Origin of the sequence: Pseudoalteromonas sp. NCIMB 1079 (genome assembly GCF_040567695.1) — a bacterium.
Taxonomy (GTDB): domain Bacteria; phylum Pseudomonadota; class Gammaproteobacteria; order Enterobacterales; family Alteromonadaceae; genus Pseudoalteromonas; species Pseudoalteromonas distincta.
In genome coordinates this window covers 2754538-2774230 of the sequence record NZ_JBEWZA010000001.1, presented here as the reverse complement: position 1 = coordinate 2774230, position 19693 = coordinate 2754538, and the positions used below count along the sequence as shown (strand labels likewise).

Genomic DNA, 19693 nt, shown 5'->3' with positions numbered 1-19693 from the left:
ATTCACTTTAAATAATAATAATAACAATAAGTAAAAAGGATTAGATGAATCGATCTTTTTTGTAATAATTAATTAACAATAAAATAACGTATAAATATCATGCATTTAAGAAAGTGTGTATATTTGTAATCACAGTATTTTTTTGTAATCGATTAAGAAATACTTCATTTTGGGCCTGTTTATCTTTCGAGGCTGAACTTACAGCAGTAAGCTTGGTGTTTAGACAAGACAGGGCCTATGTAGTATGGTTATTCTCCATAAATAGGCGATAACGTAGAATAAATGGTAAACATGCGCTGCTCGTACGGTTTTGCCCAGGGGCAATTTAATTTGTTAAATTGCTCAAAAATTTATGCAGGTTGGTTTAAGCAGTACTGTTTAACTGAAAAAACTAAAAATGGAATTGTTACTTAATCTGAACCCTGGTTAAGAAGTTTACTAACGTATTGAGTTATGGTGATATTTAAATTTATTATCCAGAGTTCAGGTTACTTAGTGAAATTGCCTTTTATTTTCTGATGTTAAAATAGTGCAGATGTAGGGATTTATTCAACCTGAACCCTGGTTAAAGGATTTATTATCCAAAGTTCAGGTGACTTTAACTAAAACCGAGTAGTGAGCGCAACATAGTTGGGATAAGTGCCAATGAGCTCTTTATGAGAGCCTTGTGCGACTACTTTACCGCCTTCCAACCATACAACATTATCCATTTGAGCAAGTAGAGCGGGATCGTGCGTAATTGTGAGCACGCTCGCGTTATTCATAACATGCATTATTGCTTGCATTACCCCTTGCTTAGACTGATTATCAAGACCTTCTGTTGGTTCATCAAGAACTAAAATAGCCGGACTTTTAAGTAATGCTTGTGCAATAGCTATACGTCTAGACTGACCTTGCGACACATTACGCCCGCCAGTGCCTAATCGTGTTTTTAAACCTTCTTTTAGTTCATTAAACCATGGGCTTAATTGCGCTAATGAGAGCGCTTCAATCATTTGCTCTTTAGTTGCATTTGGCGCGGCATAACGTAAGTTTTCACTTAATGTTCCATCAAAAATATGGTGCTGCTGAGCTAATATATTTATCACACTTGCGCGTATATCATTATTTAACGAATGTAAGTCAACAACGCTATTTTGATTGTTTAGCGTTATGCTGCCTTGTTGCAAAGGCCATAAACCAGTAAGTAAATTTACAAGCGTCGTTTTACCGCTGCCGCTTCTACCTACAATTGCTACCTTTTGCTGAGGCATTAGTTCAAAACTGATATTAGTTAGCGCTGTTTGTTCACCATATTGGTAGCTAATATTGTTAAGTACTAACGTGTGATTTTGCGCGCTAAAGTTTTCATCAATGTCTACATGTTTACTTTCAATTTGCGAACTAGCTGCTTTATCTTCAAGTGTAAACAATCGCTCTGCTGCTTTTAAAACACTTGGAAGCTCTATAAACGCGTTGGGTAGTAGTAATACGCTTTCAAAGCTTGCCAGTACAAACAAACTTAACATAGCAAGTTCTACATTTACCATACTGCTTGCGTAAACCAGTGGGACAATGGTTACTATGCTAGCAAGCATGGCTAATTGAACAACCAACAAGCTTAATCCATCTGAGTTTGCCAGTGCTTTGTGGCGAATAAATAATTGCTGATTGTACTGCTCGCTTAATTCGTCGCACTTATTAAGTTGCTGCGAACGGGCTTGATAAATACTAAGCTCTCTAAGGCCTGTAAGTGTATCTGAAAGCTCAGAGCGAAGTTGTGCACTCAGTTGTGTTTCTTTATGGCTGTTTTTAGTGAGCTTTGCGCTGAGTAGGGCAGGTATAACCACACCAATAAGTATAATGCCAGTAAAGCAAATAAGGGCGACGTTGCCATTATAGGCCGACATAAACAGCATGATGATTGGCACACTTAAAAGAGCGACCAGCATAGGAAGTAAAACGTTTAAATAAAATTTATCGAGTGCGTCTACATCGTTTTGTAATCGGTTAACTAAATCAGCGCTGCGGCTCATTGCTAAATCAACATTGTTAAGCTTACTTAACGTTGCAAAGACATTGGTACGTATTTCACTTAGTAATAAAAACGTGGCGTTATGAGTAACTAGGCGTTCGCCATAGCGCGATGCTGTTCGCACAATTGCTAAAAAACGAATCGTGCCGGCAGGAGTAAAATAATTCATTTGTACGCCCGCAATACCAGCAGCGGCCATTGATGCTAAAAACCAGCCAGATATAGCCAACAGGCCCACATTAGCTAATACCGTAATCGTTGCTAAAAATGTACCCAATAGCATAGCTTTGTAATGAGGAGCACAAAGCTTTAATAAGCGAATAAAATTACGCATGCGCCACCCCTTGTTCAGCCGTTTTTAGTAAGTCAGCAAATGCACCATTTTGCGCTGCAAGTGTTTCAAAGTGACCTTGCTCAGCTATTTTTCCATCGTGCATCACAATGATATTGTTGGCATGTTTAACGGTAATTAATCTATGGGCAATAACTAACACTAAGTTGTTTTTAGCATATTCATTAATAGCATCTTGAATAAGCAGCTCTGTTTGGCTATCAAGGTGCGCAGTGGGCTCATCAAGCACTAAGACTGGTGCTTGTTTTATAAATGCGCGAGCCAGTGCAATACGTTGTTTTTGACCGCCAGAAAGCCCTTCGCCTTGCTCACCTATCAGCGTGTTAAAACCATCGGGTAGGGTATTAATAAATTCAAGCACACCAGCTTGTTTTGCCGCGTGTTCAAGCTCTTGCTGTGTGGCAGTGGGTTTGGCCAATTTAATGTTGGCAGCAATGGTGTCGTAAAATAGCGTCGCTTGTTGTGGTATCCATGCAATATTATTTTGCAAGTAAGTAATATCGGTTGTACTTAAACTCTGATCATTAATAGATAGGTTGTTAATCACCTCAGGGTGAAACCCTAATAGACAATCAAACAACGTACTTTTACCTGAGCCACTACTGCCCACAACTGCAATTAAGCCTTTATTTGGCAATGTTAAATTTATATTTTTAATCCCTTCGTTACTACCAGGGTATATAAAATTAAGGTCGGTAATACTTATTGAATTAATTGTATTTAAAGTTAAATTGTTTTCAGGTGCGCTTGTAGTTACTGACGCATTTTCGTCACTTGGCAGTGGGGCATTTAAAATCGCAACCATATCGGCCGCCGCACTAATACCTTGTAAACGTGCATGGTAATGGCTACCTAGCTGGCGCAGTGGTAAATAAAATTCAGGCGCTAAAAGTAGCACCACAAAGCCAGTAGCAAAATCAAGAGTGCCAAAAAACAGTCTAAAACCAATAATTACTGCGACTAATGCCACGCTAATGGTGGCTAAAAACTCAAGTGCAAATGATGATAAAAACGCGATTTTTAAAACATCGAGTGTAGCGTGTCTAAAATCATCTGAAATTTTAGCTATTTGTTTAAGCTCGGTACGTGTTGCATTAAATAGCTTGAGTTGAGTTAAACCTTGTACGCGGTCAAAAAAGTAATTGCCCAGTACAGCAAGTTGCTTCCAGCGTTTTTGGTTTAAAGCTTCGGCTTTTGAGCCTACTAAAATCATGAAAAAAGGAATGAGCGGGGCGGTTAATAAAAATATCAGCCCAGCTTTATAATCTGTCGGAAAAATAACAACTAATATTGCCAGCGGAATAAGCGCGCTGTAAGCAGCACCAGGTAGGTATTTAGCATAATAGTCGTGGAGTGCTTCTACGCCATTATGTAGGGTATTTAATGTAGCGCCTTGGCCGTGTTGTTCTATATAGCTTGGCCCAAGTAAGCTGAGCTTATTTAGAAGTGTTTGGCGCATAGCCGATTTTATTTTAAGTGCAGCATATGCACTCAAGCGTTCGCTTAACGCTAAAAACACCGCGCGCAATAAAATAATGCCTGCTAAGGGCCATAATAAATGAGTAACTTGGGCTAAATTATTACCTTCAAACATAACGTTGTGAATAGTTTGCGCAAGTAAATAAGCACCTGCAATCATCAGTAATGCGTTAAAGGTACCCAGTGCTATGCTTAACTTTAACCACACTGCAGCGGGTTTACTTTGACGCTTTAAAAAAGCGCGCAGTGATTGCTGCTGCGCGCGATCTGGTCGGGGGTTAGTCGTCATCTTTTGTGTTGTTAGCATCGTTTAATAAATCGTGCATGGCTTGTTCATCATCAGCAATGCTGTTTTTATTTTGATGAAATTCGTACCACATTACATTTATTACACCTAAGGTACAGGCCAAAAGTACACCTAAAATCCAAGCGAAATACCACATAGTTTAGTCTCCTTAGTAGCTACCGTGAGTGTTGTTTTCAATTTCTTCAACCGTTACTCTGCGCCACATTTTTACATAACACCAAGTGGTGTAAGTTAAAATAAGTGGAACAAAAATACACACTGCAACAAACATTACATTGAGCGTTTTATGGCTCGATACCGCATCCCAAATTGTTAAGCTAATATTTGGATTGTTGCTTGATGGCATAATAAATGGGAACAGTGAAACACCGGCCGTCATAATCACGCCAATTAACATTAAGCTTGTTGAAATAAGTCCAAGTGCTGGTTTGTTCGATTTAGAAAACAATAGCGCACTTAGTGCCATTACAAACGCTAAAATAGGAAAGGTCATAGTCCATGGGCGTTCACTGTAATTGCTAAGCCACGCGCCTTGGGCTGTTGTTACTACTTTAGCTAATGGATCTGCATGACTTTGTGTATCAGGCATAGATACAATTTGGTAACCCGTTAAATTAGCAACCCAAAAACCAGCGCCTGCAAACAGTATAATAAACACAATCAGTGAATAACGACCATATTGCCCTGAGCGTTCTGCTACTGCATCAGCTGTACGAAGCTGTAACCACATACCAGCATGAGCAATTAGCATAGTGATACTCACTAAACCAGCAAGCAAACCAAACGGGTTAAGTAAACCAAAAAATGAACCTTGGTAGCTAACACGCATTAAGTTATCAATATTAAATGGTACGCCTAAAAATAAGTTACCAAAAGCTACACCAAAAACTAATGCTGGAATTGCGCTGCCTGCAAGCAGACCCCAATCCCAGTTATTACGCCAGCGTTTTGAGTCTACTTTACTGCGGTAATCAAACCCTAGTGGTCTAAAAAACAAAGCAAATAGTACTAGCATCATGGCAAAGTAAAAGCCCGAAAATGCAGCTGCATAAACCATAGGCCACGCCGCAAATAACGCGCCGCCTGCCGTTATAAACCATACTTGGTTACCATCCCAATGTGGGCCAATTGTGTTTATTACTGTGCGGCGCTCTGAATCTGTTTTACCAACTAGGCGAAGCAACATAGCAACGCCCATATCCATACCATCGGTAATAGCAAAACCAATAAGCAGCACACCAATGATCAACCACCAAAGCATTTTTAATGTTTCATAATCAAAAATCATGATTGCTCTCCTTCAGTTTTATCCGCTTTGTTTGGTAATTCAAAATGATACTTACCAGTATGTAGCGAGCTTGGCCCTTGCTTAACAAAGCGGATCATCAGCCAGCCTTCCACAATGGCTAAACCAGTATAGAAAACAATAAACCCAGTTAAGCTAATTAAAATATCGTTTACTGTTAGTGACGACGTGGCTAAAAAGGTCGGCAGTATTTCAGATATAGCCCAAGGTTGACGACCATACTCGGCAACAATCCAGCCAAACTCAATCGCTATCCAAGGTAGTGGAATACTCAATACGGCAGCCCATAACAACCAGCGTTTTTGCTCAATAACGCGGTGTGCGTTGTAGTAAAATGCCAATATAAATACACCTAGCATGGCCACACCACAGGCAACCATAATCCTAAATGACCAAAACATAGGGCCTACTTTAGGAAAAGAGTCTTTAACAGCTTTTTGAATTTGTTCTTCAGTAGCATCTACAACATCAGGTGTGTAGCGCTTAAGTAGCAAGCCATAACCTAAATCATCTTTTAGAGTATTAAATTTGGCAATATTATCTGGCGTATCTTCACCGCTTCTGAGTTTTGTAAGGTATTCATAAGCAATCATACCGTTGCGAATACGTACTTCATGTTGTTTTTCTAGGTCGTTAATACCCGTTACTTGCTCATCTAGTGAGCGCGTAGCAATTAACCCAAGTGCGTAAGGTATTTTAACCGCCGCATGTGTTACTTGCTCTTCTGAATCAGGAAAACCAAATGCGGTAAACGCAGCCGGAGCTTCTTCTGTGTGCCATTCGGCTTCAATTGTGGCAAGTTTCACTTTTTGGACTTCGCCTACTTCGTAGCCTGATTCGTCACCGAGTAAAATTACACATAAAATTGACGCTAAACCAAAGCCCGAAGCGACTGAAAAAGAGCGTTTAGCAAATGCTAAATCACGGCCTTTTAATATATACCAACTGCTTATACCCAATACAAACATAGAGGCAGCTACATAACCTGCCGATACAGTATGAATAAACTTAACTTGGGCTACAGGGTTAAACACAAGCTCTGCAAAACTAGTCATTTCCATGCGCATGGTTTGATAGTTAAATTCAGCGCCTACTGGGTTTTGCATCCAACCGTTGGCAATTAAAATCCACAGCGCCGACATGTTAGTACCAATGGCCATTAAAAAGGTCGCGCCTAAATGTTGGCGTTTAGAAAGCCTGTCCCAGCCTAAAAAGAACATACCCACAAAGGTCGATTCTAAAAAGAATGCCATTAAACCTTCAATAGCCAGGGGAGCCCCAAAAACATCACCTACGTAATGGGAGTAATAAGACCAGTTAGTACCAAACTCAAATTCCATGGTAAGGCCTGTTGCCACACCAATTGCAAAGTTAATACCAAACAATTTTCCCCAAAACTTAGTCATATCACGATAAATTTCGCGACCGGTCATAACATAAACCGATTCCATAATAACTAAAATCCAGGTCATACCTATTGTTAACGGTACGAATAAGAAATGAAAGAGAGCGGTAACAGCAAACTGTAATCGCGATAGATCCACAAAGGTTTCATCTATCATTATTGACTCCTTGAGAGTGACGGATTAACAGGGCAACATTTTATTGGCAAAGTTAAGGTTTAATAAACTTTCAGTAATTACTGAAAGTTTATAATAGTATTTACGTTTGTGCGATCTTTGTCAACATACATATTAGTAAAGCGTAATATATATTTCCTATGCTACATCAGTATTAAAAACAAACAACATAAAGCCTTAACTTAGGTAATAAAAAACCAGTTATTTAAAGCGTTTAACCAAACAGTAAAACACGGTAAACTAACAAGCATGAACGCCTGGTTTACTTGTGAAATAAAATCAAATGAATAAAGATAAAAAACAACTACGAATTGGTATTGTGGCAGGTGAACTGTCGGGCGATATTTTAGGTGAAGGTTTAATTAAAGCCCTTAAAAAACATTTTCCGGACGCTATTTTTGAAGGAATAGCAGGACCTAAAATGCAAGCGCAGGGCTGTAAAACACTTTACGACATGGATGAGCTTTCGGTAATGGGGCTTGTTGAGGTGCTAGGGCGTTTGCCGCGTTTGCTTAAAATACGTAAACAACTCGTGCAGCATTTTGTAGATAACCCACCTGATGTATTTATTGGTATAGATGCACCCGATTTTAACTTACGTGTTGAAAAGCCACTTAAAGATGCGGGCATTAAAACAGTACAGTATGTAAGTCCGTCTGTTTGGGCGTGGCGCGAAAAGCGTATACATACAATAAGTGCAGCCACTAACTTAGTGTTAGCATTATTACCATTTGAAAAAGAATTTTACGATAAGCACCAAGTGCCATGTACATTTGTGGGGCATACCTTGGCTGACGACATTGCACTTGAGCACGACGATACTAAAGCACGTGAAGAACTCGGCTTAAGCCTTGATGACAAAGTCCTGGCGCTACTACCCGGTAGTCGAGGCTCTGAAGTTGGTTTGCTAAGCGAGACTTACATTAAAACAGCCGCAGAGCTGCAAGCTAAAAACCCCAATCTTAAAATTGTGGTGCCACTGGTTAACGAAAAACGCAAAGCGCAGTTTACTGATATATTAAACGCTACCGCGCCAAACCTTAATGTTAACCTGCTTGATGGACAATCAAAATTAGCGATGCAAGCTGCTGATGCTATTTTATTAGCGTCGGGCACTGCAACACTTGAAGGTATGCTTTATAAAAAGCCAATGGTAGTCGGTTATAAAATAAAGCCGTTGAGCTATTGGATTTTTAAAACCTTATTTACGTTTAATATTAAGTATTTTTCGTTGCCTAATTTATTAGCCGACGAAGAGTTAGTGCCTGAGTTTTTACAAAGTGAGTGTAATGTGGCTAATTTAACCAATGCGCTTACTCCTATGCTTAATACAGATAACAAAGAGCTAAAAGCACGCTTTTTAGCTATTCACGAAAAAATTAGATTAAATGCCAGCGAACAAGCAGCCAATGCTGTGGCGGAGTTAATAAATGCAAATTGATAGACCCAATGTATCCTTAATTGCTGGTGTAGATGAAGTAGGGCGCGGCCCGCTTGTTGGTGATGTAGTCACTGCCGCCGTCATTTTAGATCCCACTAAACCAATTGCAGGCTTAGCAGATTCTAAAAAACTAACGGATAAAAAACGCCAAGCACTTGCAATTGAAATAAAAGAAAAAGCATTGTGCTACGCGTATGGACGCTGCAGTCCAACAGAAATTGATGAGTTAAATATTTTGCACGCAACGATGCTTGCCATGAGTCGCGCAGTGGAGGCATTAAGCACACAACCTGAATTTGTATTTATAGATGGTAATCGTTTGCCAAAACTCACTATGCCAGCACAAGCTGTTGTTAAAGGTGATAGCTTAGTGGCCGAAATTTCAGCAGCGTCTATTTTAGCTAAAGTAGCGCGCGATGACGAAATGCTTGAGCTTGATAAACGCCACCCAGAATATGGTTTTGCAGGGCACAAAGGGTATCCCACTAAAGCGCACTTTGCAGCGCTTGAACAGTACGGTGCAATTGACGAGCATCGTAAAAGCTTTAAACCTGTGCAGCGCGTTTTGGCGCAAGCCAATGGTGAGGGCTAAGCATGGCTGCTCCTGATTTTGTTCATTTAAGAGTTCATTCAGACTTTTCGATGGTTGATGGCCTTGCTAAAACAAAGCCAATAGTCGCAAAAGCGCAAGAGCTGCAAATGCCAGCCATTGCAATTACTGATCAAATGAACTTTTGTGGTTTAGTGCGTTTTTATGGCGCCACGCATAACGCAGGTATTAAACCTATAGTGGGTGCTGACTTTTGGGTTCGTAGCCCAGAGTTTCCTGATGAGCCAAGCCGCTTAACCATATTAGCCAAAGACAACGACGGCTATAAAAATATTACCTTGCTGATATCTAAAGCGTATCAGCGTGGGCATGTATTTCATCGCCCTGTGATTGACCGCGAGTGGTTAGTTGAGCTAAAAGCAGGCTTAATTATTCTCTCAGGCGCTAAAGACGGTGACTTAGGTAAAGCGTTATTAAAAAATAATCCGACTGTAATTGAATCGGTTGTTAGTTTTTATAAGCAGCATTTTAGCGATAACTACTACCTAGAGCTTGTTCGCACCAACCGACCGCTTGAAGAAGATTACTTACACATGGCGGTAGAGCTTGCTGCTAAAGAGCAGCTACCGGTTGTAGCCACCAACGAAGTGGTGTTTTTAAAGCCCGAAAACTTTGAAGCGCACGAAATTCGTGTTGCTATTTTTGACGGTTACACGCTCGATGATAAGCGCCGCCCTAAACGGTTCTCTGAAGAACAATATCTAAAAACACCTGAGCAAATGGCTGAGTTGTTTAGCGATATTCCAGAAGCCCTACAAAATACCGTAGAAATCGCTAAGCGTTGTAATGTAACTGTGCAATTAGGTACTTACTTTTTACCTGATTACCCAACCGGCTCGCTTAAAATTGAAGACTTTTTAGTTAAAGTGTCACAAGACGGCCTAGAAGAGCGACTACAGTTTTTATTCCCCGACGAAGAAGATAGAAAAGTAAAACGTGTTGAATACGATGAGCGTCTTGCAATTGAGCTCGGTGTAATCAACCAAATGGGATTCCCAGGTTACTTCTTAATCGTAATGGAGTTTATTCAGTGGAGTAAAGATAATAATATTCCAGTTGGACCTGGTCGTGGTTCAGGTGCGGGTTCGTTAGTTGCGTACGCGCTTAAAATTACCGACCTTGATCCACTTGAGTTTGACTTACTCTTTGAGCGATTCTTAAACCCTGAACGTGTATCAATGCCCGATTTCGACGTCGATTTTTGTATGGATAGACGAGACGAAGTAATTGATCACGTGTCGGCTTTGTATGGTCGAGATGCGGTTTCGCAAATTATTACCTTTGGTACCATGGCTGCAAAGGCGGTAATACGTGATGTAGGGCGAGTGCTTGGCCATCCTTACGGGTTTGTTGATCGAATTTCAAAATTGATTCCGGGTGACCCCGGGATGACACTTGCCAAAGCATTTGATGTAGAACCGCGCTTGCAAGAAGCCTACGATGGCGACAATGAGGTAAAAGACTTAATCGACATGTGTCGCATCCTTGAAGGGTGTACACGTAATGCCGGTAAACATGCGGGTGGCGTAGTAATATCGCCAACCACTATTACCGATTTCGCTGCGCTTTATTGCGATGACGAAGGTAAGTTTCCAGTAACACAGTTTGATAAAAACGATGTAGAAACAGCCGGCTTAGTTAAGTTCGATTTCTTGGGTTTACGTACACTGACTATATTGCAGTGGGCGGTCGATATGACCAATGTGCGCATGAAGCGCCAAGGTAAAGACCCCGTTGATATAAACACCATTCCACTGGATGATAAAAAAAGTATTGAGTTGTTACTTCGCGCTGAAACGACCGCTGTATTCCAGCTAGAGTCGCGTGGTATGAAAGACTTAGTACGCCGCCTTAAGCCCGACTGCTTTGAAGATATGATTGCACTTGTGGCTTTGTTCCGACCAGGTCCACTGCAATCAGGCATGGTAGATAACTTTATCGACCGAAAACTGGGCCGCGAAGAAATCTCATACCCAGATGCGCAGTATCAGCACGAAAGCTTAAAACCAATACTTGATCCAACCTACGGCATTATTTTGTATCAAGAACAAGTAATGCAAATTGCGCAAGTACTGGCAGGTTACACGCTAGGTGGCGCCGACATGCTGCGTCGTGCTATGGGTAAGAAAAAACCCGAAGAAATGGCAAAGCAGCGTTCAACATTTGAAGATGGCGCAAGAAATAACGGCATTGACGGCGAGCTTGCGATAAAAATCTTCGACTTGGTAGAAAAGTTCGCAGGTTACGGTTTTAACAAATCTCACTCAGCAGCTTACGCACTCGTATCGTATCAAACATTGTGGATGAAAACGCATCATCCTGCAGAGTTTATGGCTGCTGTAATGTCGGCCGATATGGATAACACCGACAAAATAGTTATTTTGGTGGATGAATGTGAAAACATGAAGCTCACCTTATTACCACCAGACGTAAATGCAGGTGAGTTTAAGTTTACAGTAAACCTTGAAGGTGAAATTGTTTACGGCATTGGCGCGATAAAAGGCGTAGGTGAGGCTCCGGTTGAAGCAATTTTAGAAGCGCGTGCAAAAGGCGGCCCATTTAAAGATTTATTTGATTTTTGTGCCCGTGTTGATTTAAAACGCTTAAATAAACGTGTTACTGAAAAATTAATTTACGCAGGTGCTTTGGATCAATTAGGACCAGAGAAAACCCAATCTGGGCGTGCTACATTACTAGCCAGTTTAAAAGATGCTATGCGTGCGGCCGATCAACACAACAAAGCTGAGCAATTAGGACAAAGTGACTTATTTGGTTTATTAGCCACTGAGCCTGATGAAGTTGAACAAGCTTTTATTAAAGCCACAGGGCTTACTGATAACGAGTGGTTAGATGGCGAAAAAGAGACGCTAGGCCTTTATTTAACTGGGCATCCAATAAATCAGTACCGCCGTGAGCTTAGGCATTACACTAGCGGAAAAATAGTTGATTTACAGCCAACTAATCGTGATGTGTTTGCAACGGCAGCTGGTTTAGTTATTGCTTCTAGAGTATTAATTAATAAAAAAGGAAATCGTTGGGCCTTAGTAACTTTAGATGACAAGAGTGCACGGATTGATGTACGCTTGTATTCAGACGAGTTTGAAAAGTACCAAGATATGCTCCAAGTTAACAATATCTTGGTAATATCTGGACAGGTCAGCTTTGATAACTTCTCCGGTGGTATTACAATGACCGCCAGAGAAATAAACACCATTGCTCAAGCGCGTGAAAAGCGTATTAAAGCGATTAAAATGACGCTGAACATGGTGCAAATCGAGGCAGGTTTCTTCGATAAATTACAAAAAGTACTCGAACCCTATAAAATGGGAACGTGTCCGATCAAGGTTTATTACCAACGTCCAGATGCGTTGGCGCAATTAACTCTTGGGATCGAATGGTGTGTTACGCCAAGTGACGACTTAATCCATAAGTTATCACTAATGGCTGCGCAAGATGTAGAACTAGAATTTAACTAATTAGGTAGTTTAGAGCATGAGCCTCAATTATCTTGATTTTGAGCTTCCAATTGCAGAATTAGAAGCAAAAATTGAAGAATTACAAAGTATCAGCCGCGCTGGCGAATTAGACCTTGAGTTAGAAGAGGAAGTCAGCAAATTAAAAGAAAAAAGTGCCAAACAAAAACAGGAGATTTTTTCTAATTTAGGCGCTTGGCAAGTATCACAGTTAGCACGTCATCCGTTGCGTCCTTACACTCGAGATTATATCGAGCGCATTTTCACGGAATTTGACGAGTTTGCTGGCGATCGTACTTTTGCTAACGATCCAGCTATTTTAGGTGGCATTGCGCGTTTAGATGGCGAACCGGTAATGGTTATTGGCCAACAAAAAGGTCGTGATACTGCTGAAAAAATTAAACGTAACTTTGGTATGCCAAAGCCAGAAGGTTACCGTAAAGCATTACGCTTAATGGAAATGGCTGAGCGTTTTAAAATGCCAATCATGACCTTTATTGACACACCAGGTGCATACCCAGGTGTTGGCGCTGAAGAGCGTGGTCAATCTGAAGCAATCGCACGTAACTTAAAAGTAATGGCGTCACTTAAAGTGCCGACAATATGTACGGTTATTGGTGAAGGCGGTTCAGGTGGTGCATTAGCGATTGGTGTTGGCGACAGAGTTAACATGTTGCAGTACAGCACTTATTCTGTAATTTCGCCTGAAGGTTGTGCGTCTATTCTTTGGAAAAGCGCTGACAAAGCACCGCTTGCAGCAGAAGCAATGGGTGTAACCGCAGAGCGCGTTAAAGAGCTAGACTTAATCAACAACTTAGTTGATGAGCCACTAGGTGGTGCACACCGTAATTACGATGCAATGGCACGTAACTTAAAAGTACGCCTTAAGCGTGACCTAGCAGACTTACAAGCGCTTACGCTTGAAGAAATGCTTGATCAACGTTACAAACGTTTAATGTCGTTTGGTTATTGCTAAATACATTAATTGTTAAAAAAAAGCCGCTTATGCGGCTTTTTTGCTTTAAAATGTTCAGAGTTTTTATATAAAAGTGCGGCCATATGCATACAACAGCAATTTATCAGCAATTAAAAAAATCACTAAATAGCTATATTGAGCAAGGTAACACTGTTTTTACTGTGGCGCTTTCTGGTGGTGTTGATTCTGTGGTGTTGCTGCATTTAATGTGTACTTTAAGAGCCGATAACCCTGCAATTGATGTATCGGCTATTTATGTTCACCATGGCTTGAGCCAGTATGCCGATGACTGGCAACGCTTTTGCAAAAACGTATGTATTGAGCTTGATGTGCCTTTTAAAGCCGCAAAAGTTGTAATTGAGCAGCAGTCGCGTACGAGCCTTGAAGCCCAAGCTCGCGATGCACGTTACAAAGCACTTGATGAGCTAAGCCCACAAGGCAGCATTGTTTTATTGGGCCAACATTTAAACGACCAAGTAGAAACGTTTTTACTGCGCTTAAAGCGTGGCTCGGGTTTAAAAGGGCTTGGCGCCATGCACCAAGCGCGTTTGCTGCAAAGTGGCCGTGTATGTTTTAGGCCATTGTTAAACGTAAAGCGAAGCGATATAGAAGCGTTTGCAGCGCGCTTTAGTATTAACCACATAACTGATGACTCAAATACAGATGAAAGTTTTGACCGTAACTTTTTACGCTCAAAAATAGTACCTGTGTTAGCCGAGCGCTTTACTGGGTTTGAACAATGTACAGTACGAAGTATTGAGCTACTACAACAACAGCAAACATTACTTGATGAATATACTCAGCTTGATTTAAATAAGTGTATTAACGAGCACCAAGCACTGTGCATTAGCCAAATAAACGAATACAGCGCAGCGCGTATTGCAAATATAGTACGTGCGTGGCTTACATTATTTACACAAGTCATGCCATCGCAAAAGCAGCTTGAGCAAATTATTAATCAAGCAATGTGCGCAAAAAACGACGCACAAATGCGTATTGATTTGCTCGATGGGCAAATACGTCGTCATCAAGGTTATTTGTATTTTGTAACACCAAATGAAGTATTAACTGATATTGAGCTGAATCATTCGCAGCTAAAACTTGCAGACGGGCGCTTATTAATTAAAAGCATTGGTTTTGGAGTAAGGCCTCCACACTCAAATGAGCAAGTAATAGTGCGCTTTAATTGCAATAGCGCACGTATTAAACCACTTAAAAAGCCTGGAAGTAATACAGTTAAGCATTGGTTTAAAGATGCAAAAATAGCGCCGTGGCTACGCGCCAGTGTGCCACTTATTTTTTATAATGATGAATTAGTTCAAGTGGTTGGTTGTTTTATAAGCGCTAAGCATGTTGATGAAAATGGTATTTTTTGGGAGTGTAAATAAATGAGTAAACAGCCGCATGTTGGCTTATCGTTAGTAACAAAAGCGCCAATGGGTATGCTAATAACAGCGCTTATTGCTGTTATCGCTAATGTTTTACTTGAGTTAAATATAGTCACGTTAGGTTATGCAGTCGCTGGTGGGATTGCATCTGCAGTACTTTTATTAGCTTATTGGTTAGGTAAAGGTGGATTGTTTTTTATTTTAGGCGTGAGCCTGCCACTGCTTTTAGTATTATTTACACCGCTTGCTACTATTACTGCATTACTTAATTTAATTAGCGGATTCTTTTTTGGATTCTGTGCTGCGTTGTTTATTTATAAATTGGTAAGTGCAAAGCCTAGCGGGGGAAGCTAGGCTTTTTTATTTAATGCAGTTAAGTAAAGGCTAATATGCTTTTGCGCAGTTTCTACCTGATGCCTTTGCTTTGTATAAACCTTTATCTGCTCGAGCAAATATCTCAGTTTCGCAATCTTGGCTGTTAGCTAAAGTAAAACCAATACTGGTTGTTACTTTATACTTAGACATTAATGGCGATTTTCTTACTAAGCACATTATCCGCTCAGCAATCACTTTATTAGTTGTAAACTCAGGGTCTTCAATAAGCAAAGCAAACTCATCACCACCAAATCTAAATACCGAATCAGTGCCGCGTATACTACTACACAGTACTTTTGAAAATTCTTTAAGTGTATCGTCACCAATTTTATGGCCGAAGTTGTCGTTAACTTGTTTAAAGTTATCTAAATCAAGCAACATTAAACTAAATGGACGTTGATAACGGCGACAGTTTTCAAGCTTTTGAAGTAAAAAGTCATTAAATTGACTACGATTATTTAAACCGGTTAACGCATCCTTTGTGGCAAGCTTTAGTACGCGGCTATACATCATCGCATTACGAAGTGGATAAACCAGCGCAGTATGTAATGTATGTAGCTTTTTCTCAATGGCTTGACCAAGTGGGAATTTACTAAAATAAATTAGCTGCCCTAAGTGGTCTTTATTAATCGCTAAATCAAAAATATAGGGTGTACTATTTGTATCACTTTGTGATGTTTGAGCAGTACCTAAAGTTGATTGAAATTGCAATCCAGAAAAATTGAGCAATTGTTTTGCAAATTTAGCGTAAATAGCCAGAACATCCTCGATCACTAAGCTTGTTTGTAGCTCTGCGACGAGTTCATGCGTTTCAGTTATTTCATTTGTAGGTGAGTGTTCAGCCGAAAACGGCAAAAAATCACCGCGACCAGACACACGCTGCGTCAAAATATGGACGTTTTCCATTAAATTCTCCCCCGAGGGTGTTACTTTGCAATAACCAAGCTATTTTTGTGCCATATTTTAAAATTGCATGAAAAACATATGGTTGTTATATTTACTTACAAGCTACTAGTTTAATTTAAACGCGAGGCTGCATTTGCAAAGTATTAATGCTCAAATTTTTGGCTTATTAGTCGCGGCAGTTCTTTTTGTGTGGTTTTTTAAGCGCATTGGCTTGCCGCCTATTTTAGCGTACCTAGCAACGGGGGTTTTAGCCGGTAGTCATGGTATTGGCTGGCTTGCACATTCTCACGAAATAGAGTTTGTAGCTGAACTGGGTATTGTGTTTTTGTTATTTAGTTTAGGGCTAGAATTTTCTATTTCTCGGCTAATGGCAATGCGCAACCTAGTATTTGGTTTGGGCTCATTACAAGTAGGTATAACCAGTTTACTCTTCATTATTATTCTATATTGCTTAAATTTTTCATTACTCACCAGTTTTACCATCGGCACAATTATGGCGCTTTCTTCAACCGCCGTAGTTGTTAAGTTATTAAAAGAAACGGGGGAGCTTAATCAACGCCGTGGGCAATTAGCCGTTGGTGTACTGCTTTTTCAAGATATTGCTGTCGTTCCTCTATTAATAATACTTCCTTTATTTGCATCAAGTGACTCTCAAAGTATTGGCTGGGCTTTAGCGTTTGCCCTAAGTAAAGGTGCATTTGTATGTGTGCTGCTTTGGGCAATTGGTAAATGGGTATTGCCCATTGTGTTTAAAGAAATAGCGCAAGTACGAACCGATGAGTTATTTGTGCTTACCACCATATTAGTCGCGTTGTTTGCAGGCTTTTTAACGTATATGTTTGGCTTGTCTATGGCGCTAGGTGCTTTTTTAGCCGGAATGATGTTAGGTGAGAGCCATTACAGGCATCAGTTAGAGGCCGATATACGCCCATTTCGCGATATTTTAATGGGGCTATTTTTTGTTACTGTTGGTATGCAGCTAGATATTTTATTTGTACTAGGGCATATCATAATAATTATTGGTGCCTTGCTGGGTTTACTGGTATTAAAAATTGCAGTGGTAGCCTTTAGCGCGCGGCTAATGCATGAGCGAAACCAAGATTCACTCGCCTGTGGCATTATGCTGTGGCAAATGGGGGAGTTTGGCTTTGTACTTATTGCACTTGCTGGCCAGCATCAATTATTAAACTCAGAGCAAGCTTCATTTTTAATTGCCCTTGGTGTGCTTTCAATGGCATTTACCCCATTTTTGATTGATAAAACGCCATTTATTTTAAAGCGTTTAGGCATACTCGATCGCCCAAGTTTGGCGCTCGAGAGTGAGCCACAAAGTAGTACGCTCTATAGCGACCATGTTGTTATTTGTGGTTTTTCGCGAGTTGGGCAAACTATAGCGCGTTTTTTAAAGCCCGAAGCAATTGACTATGTTGCGATTGAAAGTAACCCAATTATAGTACAAGAAGGCAAAGCGGCGGGTGAACCTGTCATATTTGGCTATGTTAAACAAAAAGATATTTTAAAGTGCGCAGGAGTAGAGCGGGCTCGCTTGGTTATTATTACTTTTACAGAGTTTGATCATGCACAGGTTGTTATTGATGCCATAAAGCAAATAGCACCCAATGTTAAAATACTCATTCGTACCCGTGACGATAGCCAGCTAGATTATTTAAAAGCGCTAGGTGTAACCGAAGTAGTACCAGAGTCGTTAGAGGCAAGCTTAATGCTCGTGTCGCATGTGTTGTCTATGTCGGGAGTACCGATGACGCGTATTGTAAGAAGAGTAAGTAAAGAGCGTCGTAATCGTTATCCGTTAATGCAAAGCTTTTACGCAGGCTATTTTAAAGATAGCGAAGATACATCAAGTGACCGGTTAGAGTACTTACATGTGGTTGCTCTGCCTGATAAAGCCTATGCAGTTAATAAAACAATCGAAAATCTAAATTTAGAAAAACGTCGGGTACTGGTAAAAGCACTGCGCAGAGAAGGGGCCGAAATAGACACGCCATCGGCACAAACAATCTTATTGGCTAATGACGTTTTAGTGTTACAAGGTAAACCAAGGCGTGTTGAGCGGGTAGAGCACTACCTGCTCGACGGAATAGAATAACGTTTCTGTTTGGGCTTAATCTAGTTCTAAAAACTTGCGTATCTCCGGTAATTTTTTCATACCGTCTTCATAGCCAATTTGCATTAAATGCTGGGTGTAGCGTTTTTCAAACAATAGATAACTGGTTAAGCTCGATTGCGAATGTTTTTTAACACCTATGGTACGTAGCAATACTTTAATAGCCCATGGCATATCGTCGTAATACTGCGCTGCAATTGCGTTAAAGTTTTGCGATGGGTTAATTACAAAGGTATCTATTTGTTTAAGTTCTTGATGTTTATCACGAGCGGGTAATAGCCCTAATGTTCGGTTAACACGAGCCAAACGCTCTAAATCCGATTGCATAGTGTCGGTAAATACACTGTCTAGTAAATGCCCCGCAACAGCAGAGAGTCCAGGATAATGTGGCGAATAACCCGGCGGGTGTAATTCTTTAGGTTGGTCTACCCCAATAATAAATATTTTTTCAGCGCCTAAATGAATCGACGGACTCAGCGGAGAAAGTTGATGTATAGAGCCATCACCAAAGTAATGGTTATAAATATTTACACTTGGAAACACCATAGGAATGGCACTTGATGCCATTAAGTGCTCAACATTAATACGAGTTGCGCGGCCTTCGCGTTTAGCACGTTGCCAAGATGTTTGTGTATTAGATTGAAAAAATGCAACCGAGTCACCCGTTGTATAACTTGAGGCTGTAATAGACAGCGCATCTAAATAATTACGGTGTAAATTGCGCTCAATGCGGTGTAAATCTAAAATCTCGTTTAATAAACTACGCAGAGGGCGGTTATTTAGCAGACTCGCTGGCGGGTGGTTAATATGCTCTGACTGAAAGCTCGTTAAGATATTGCGAGCAATATGACCAAACACGCTTAAAAAGTCACTTTTATAGACCATAGAGGTTGAAAAGTTTTTCCAAACTGATTCGAGCTTTCGTACAGCCAAATGCGCACAAGAAGCGTAACATGCCAATGCAGCTGAGTTAATAGCGCCAGCGGAGGTGCCATTTATTACTCTAAATGGCAATGGAGCAGTACGAGGCATACTATGAGCTAGCGCTTTTAGCACACCGACTTGATAAGCTGCTCGTGCGCCACCACCTGTAAGTAATAAGGCGGTTTTAGGTTTTTGTGGATCAACTTGCTTGATTTTCATATTGGTGGTTAAACTGTTCTACATCTTTACTTTATTTATTAACTGTAAGTCTTTAAGCTAGAAGAATCAAAGGATAACTGCCCTAATGCTTATTATATTATTTAATCACCCAATTTAGTAGGTAACTTACTTTGCTATAATTGCCGTATTATAAAATGTCATAGTATTTGTGTAAGAATGAATTTAATCCACTTAGCGTACTCTAAGTGATATCGCAT

General features: G+C 40.4%; 14 protein-coding genes. 7 read left to right on the top strand and 7 right to left on the bottom strand.

The window, feature by feature from the left end; genetic code table 11:
• Positions 1 to 602 precede the first annotated feature (602 nt).
• The 5 genes from cydC to ABX891_RS12780 are packed head-to-tail and all read right to left on the bottom strand — an operon-like array spanning position 603 to position 7020.
• Positions 603 to 2348 carry a thiol reductant ABC exporter subunit CydC gene (gene cydC / locus ABX891_RS12800; protein ID WP_354629674.1) on the bottom strand — a complete coding sequence of 582 codons (1746 nt, stop codon included), beginning with the start codon at positions 2346 to 2348 and terminating at the stop codon, positions 603 to 605.
• Complete coding sequence (gene cydD / locus ABX891_RS12795) at positions 2341 to 4134, bottom strand: thiol reductant ABC exporter subunit CydD (protein WP_354629673.1); 1794 nt, start codon at positions 4132 to 4134, stop codon at positions 2341 to 2343. The genes cydC and cydD overlap by 8 nt, the downstream gene beginning before the upstream one ends.
• The gene (cydX, locus tag ABX891_RS12790; protein WP_002958303.1) at positions 4124 to 4288 is read right to left on the bottom strand and encodes a cytochrome bd-I oxidase subunit CydX; all 165 of its coding nucleotides are present in this window, start codon (positions 4286 to 4288) and stop codon (positions 4124 to 4126) included. The genes cydD and cydX overlap by 11 nt, the downstream gene beginning before the upstream one ends.
• Before the next feature lie 12 nt (positions 4289 to 4300).
• Positions 4301 to 5440, bottom strand: coding sequence for a cytochrome d ubiquinol oxidase subunit II (gene cydB / locus ABX891_RS12785; protein ID WP_165742992.1), 1140 nt, complete (start codon positions 5438 to 5440; stop codon positions 4301 to 4303).
• A complete protein-coding gene (locus tag ABX891_RS12780) occupies positions 5437 to 7020 on the bottom strand; it encodes a cytochrome ubiquinol oxidase subunit I (RefSeq protein ID WP_354629672.1) in 1584 nt (527 codons plus the stop codon). The genes cydB and ABX891_RS12780 overlap by 4 nt, the downstream gene beginning before the upstream one ends.
• 301 nt (positions 7021 to 7321) lie before the next feature.
• Here ABX891_RS12780 and lpxB point away from each other — a divergent pair, with 301 nt between their 5' ends.
• The 6 genes from lpxB (at position 7322) to ABX891_RS12750 (ending at position 15280) form a co-directional block, all read left to right on the top strand.
• Positions 7322 to 8479, top strand: coding sequence for a lipid-A-disaccharide synthase (gene lpxB, locus ABX891_RS12775; protein ID WP_197116721.1), 1158 nt, complete (start codon positions 7322 to 7324; stop codon positions 8477 to 8479).
• Positions 8469 to 9071, top strand: coding sequence for a ribonuclease HII (gene rnhB, locus ABX891_RS12770; protein ID WP_165742995.1), 603 nt, complete (start codon positions 8469 to 8471; stop codon positions 9069 to 9071). The genes lpxB and rnhB overlap by 11 nt, the downstream gene beginning before the upstream one ends.
• A gap of 2 nt (positions 9072 to 9073) precedes the next feature.
• Complete coding sequence (dnaE, locus tag ABX891_RS12765; protein ID WP_138488763.1) at positions 9074 to 12565, top strand: DNA polymerase III subunit alpha; 3492 nt, start codon at positions 9074 to 9076, stop codon at positions 12563 to 12565.
• A gap of 16 nt (positions 12566 to 12581) precedes the next feature.
• Entirely contained in the window at positions 12582 to 13538 is a 957-nt protein-coding gene (gene accA, locus ABX891_RS12760; protein ID WP_002958297.1) for an acetyl-CoA carboxylase carboxyl transferase subunit alpha, read from the top strand.
• 83 nt (positions 13539 to 13621) lie between these two features.
• A complete protein-coding gene (tilS, locus tag ABX891_RS12755; RefSeq protein ID WP_354629671.1) occupies positions 13622 to 14926 on the top strand; it encodes a tRNA lysidine(34) synthetase TilS in 1305 nt (434 codons plus the stop codon).
• Entirely contained in the window at positions 14927 to 15280 is a 354-nt protein-coding gene (locus ABX891_RS12750; protein WP_024606283.1) for a hypothetical protein, read from the top strand. It begins immediately after the preceding gene.
• A 30-nt stretch (positions 15281 to 15310) separates the two neighbouring features.
• Here the strand turns inward: ABX891_RS12750 and ABX891_RS12745 are convergent, their stop codons facing one another.
• The gene (locus tag ABX891_RS12745) at positions 15311 to 16207 is read right to left on the bottom strand and encodes a GGDEF domain-containing protein (RefSeq protein ID WP_002958294.1); all 897 of its coding nucleotides are present in this window, start codon (positions 16205 to 16207) and stop codon (positions 15311 to 15313) included.
• A 133-nt stretch (positions 16208 to 16340) separates the two neighbouring features.
• Here ABX891_RS12745 and ABX891_RS12740 point away from each other — a divergent pair, with 133 nt between their 5' ends.
• On the top strand, positions 16341 to 18314 hold the full coding sequence (locus ABX891_RS12740) for a monovalent cation:proton antiporter family protein (protein ID WP_354629670.1): 1974 nt from the start codon (positions 16341 to 16343) through the stop codon (positions 18312 to 18314).
• A 15-nt stretch (positions 18315 to 18329) separates the two neighbouring features.
• Here ABX891_RS12740 and ABX891_RS12735 read toward each other — a convergent pair whose 3' ends face one another.
• Complete coding sequence (locus ABX891_RS12735) at positions 18330 to 19475, bottom strand: patatin-like phospholipase family protein (protein WP_002958292.1); 1146 nt, start codon at positions 19473 to 19475, stop codon at positions 18330 to 18332.
• Positions 19476 to 19693 lie beyond the last annotated feature (218 nt).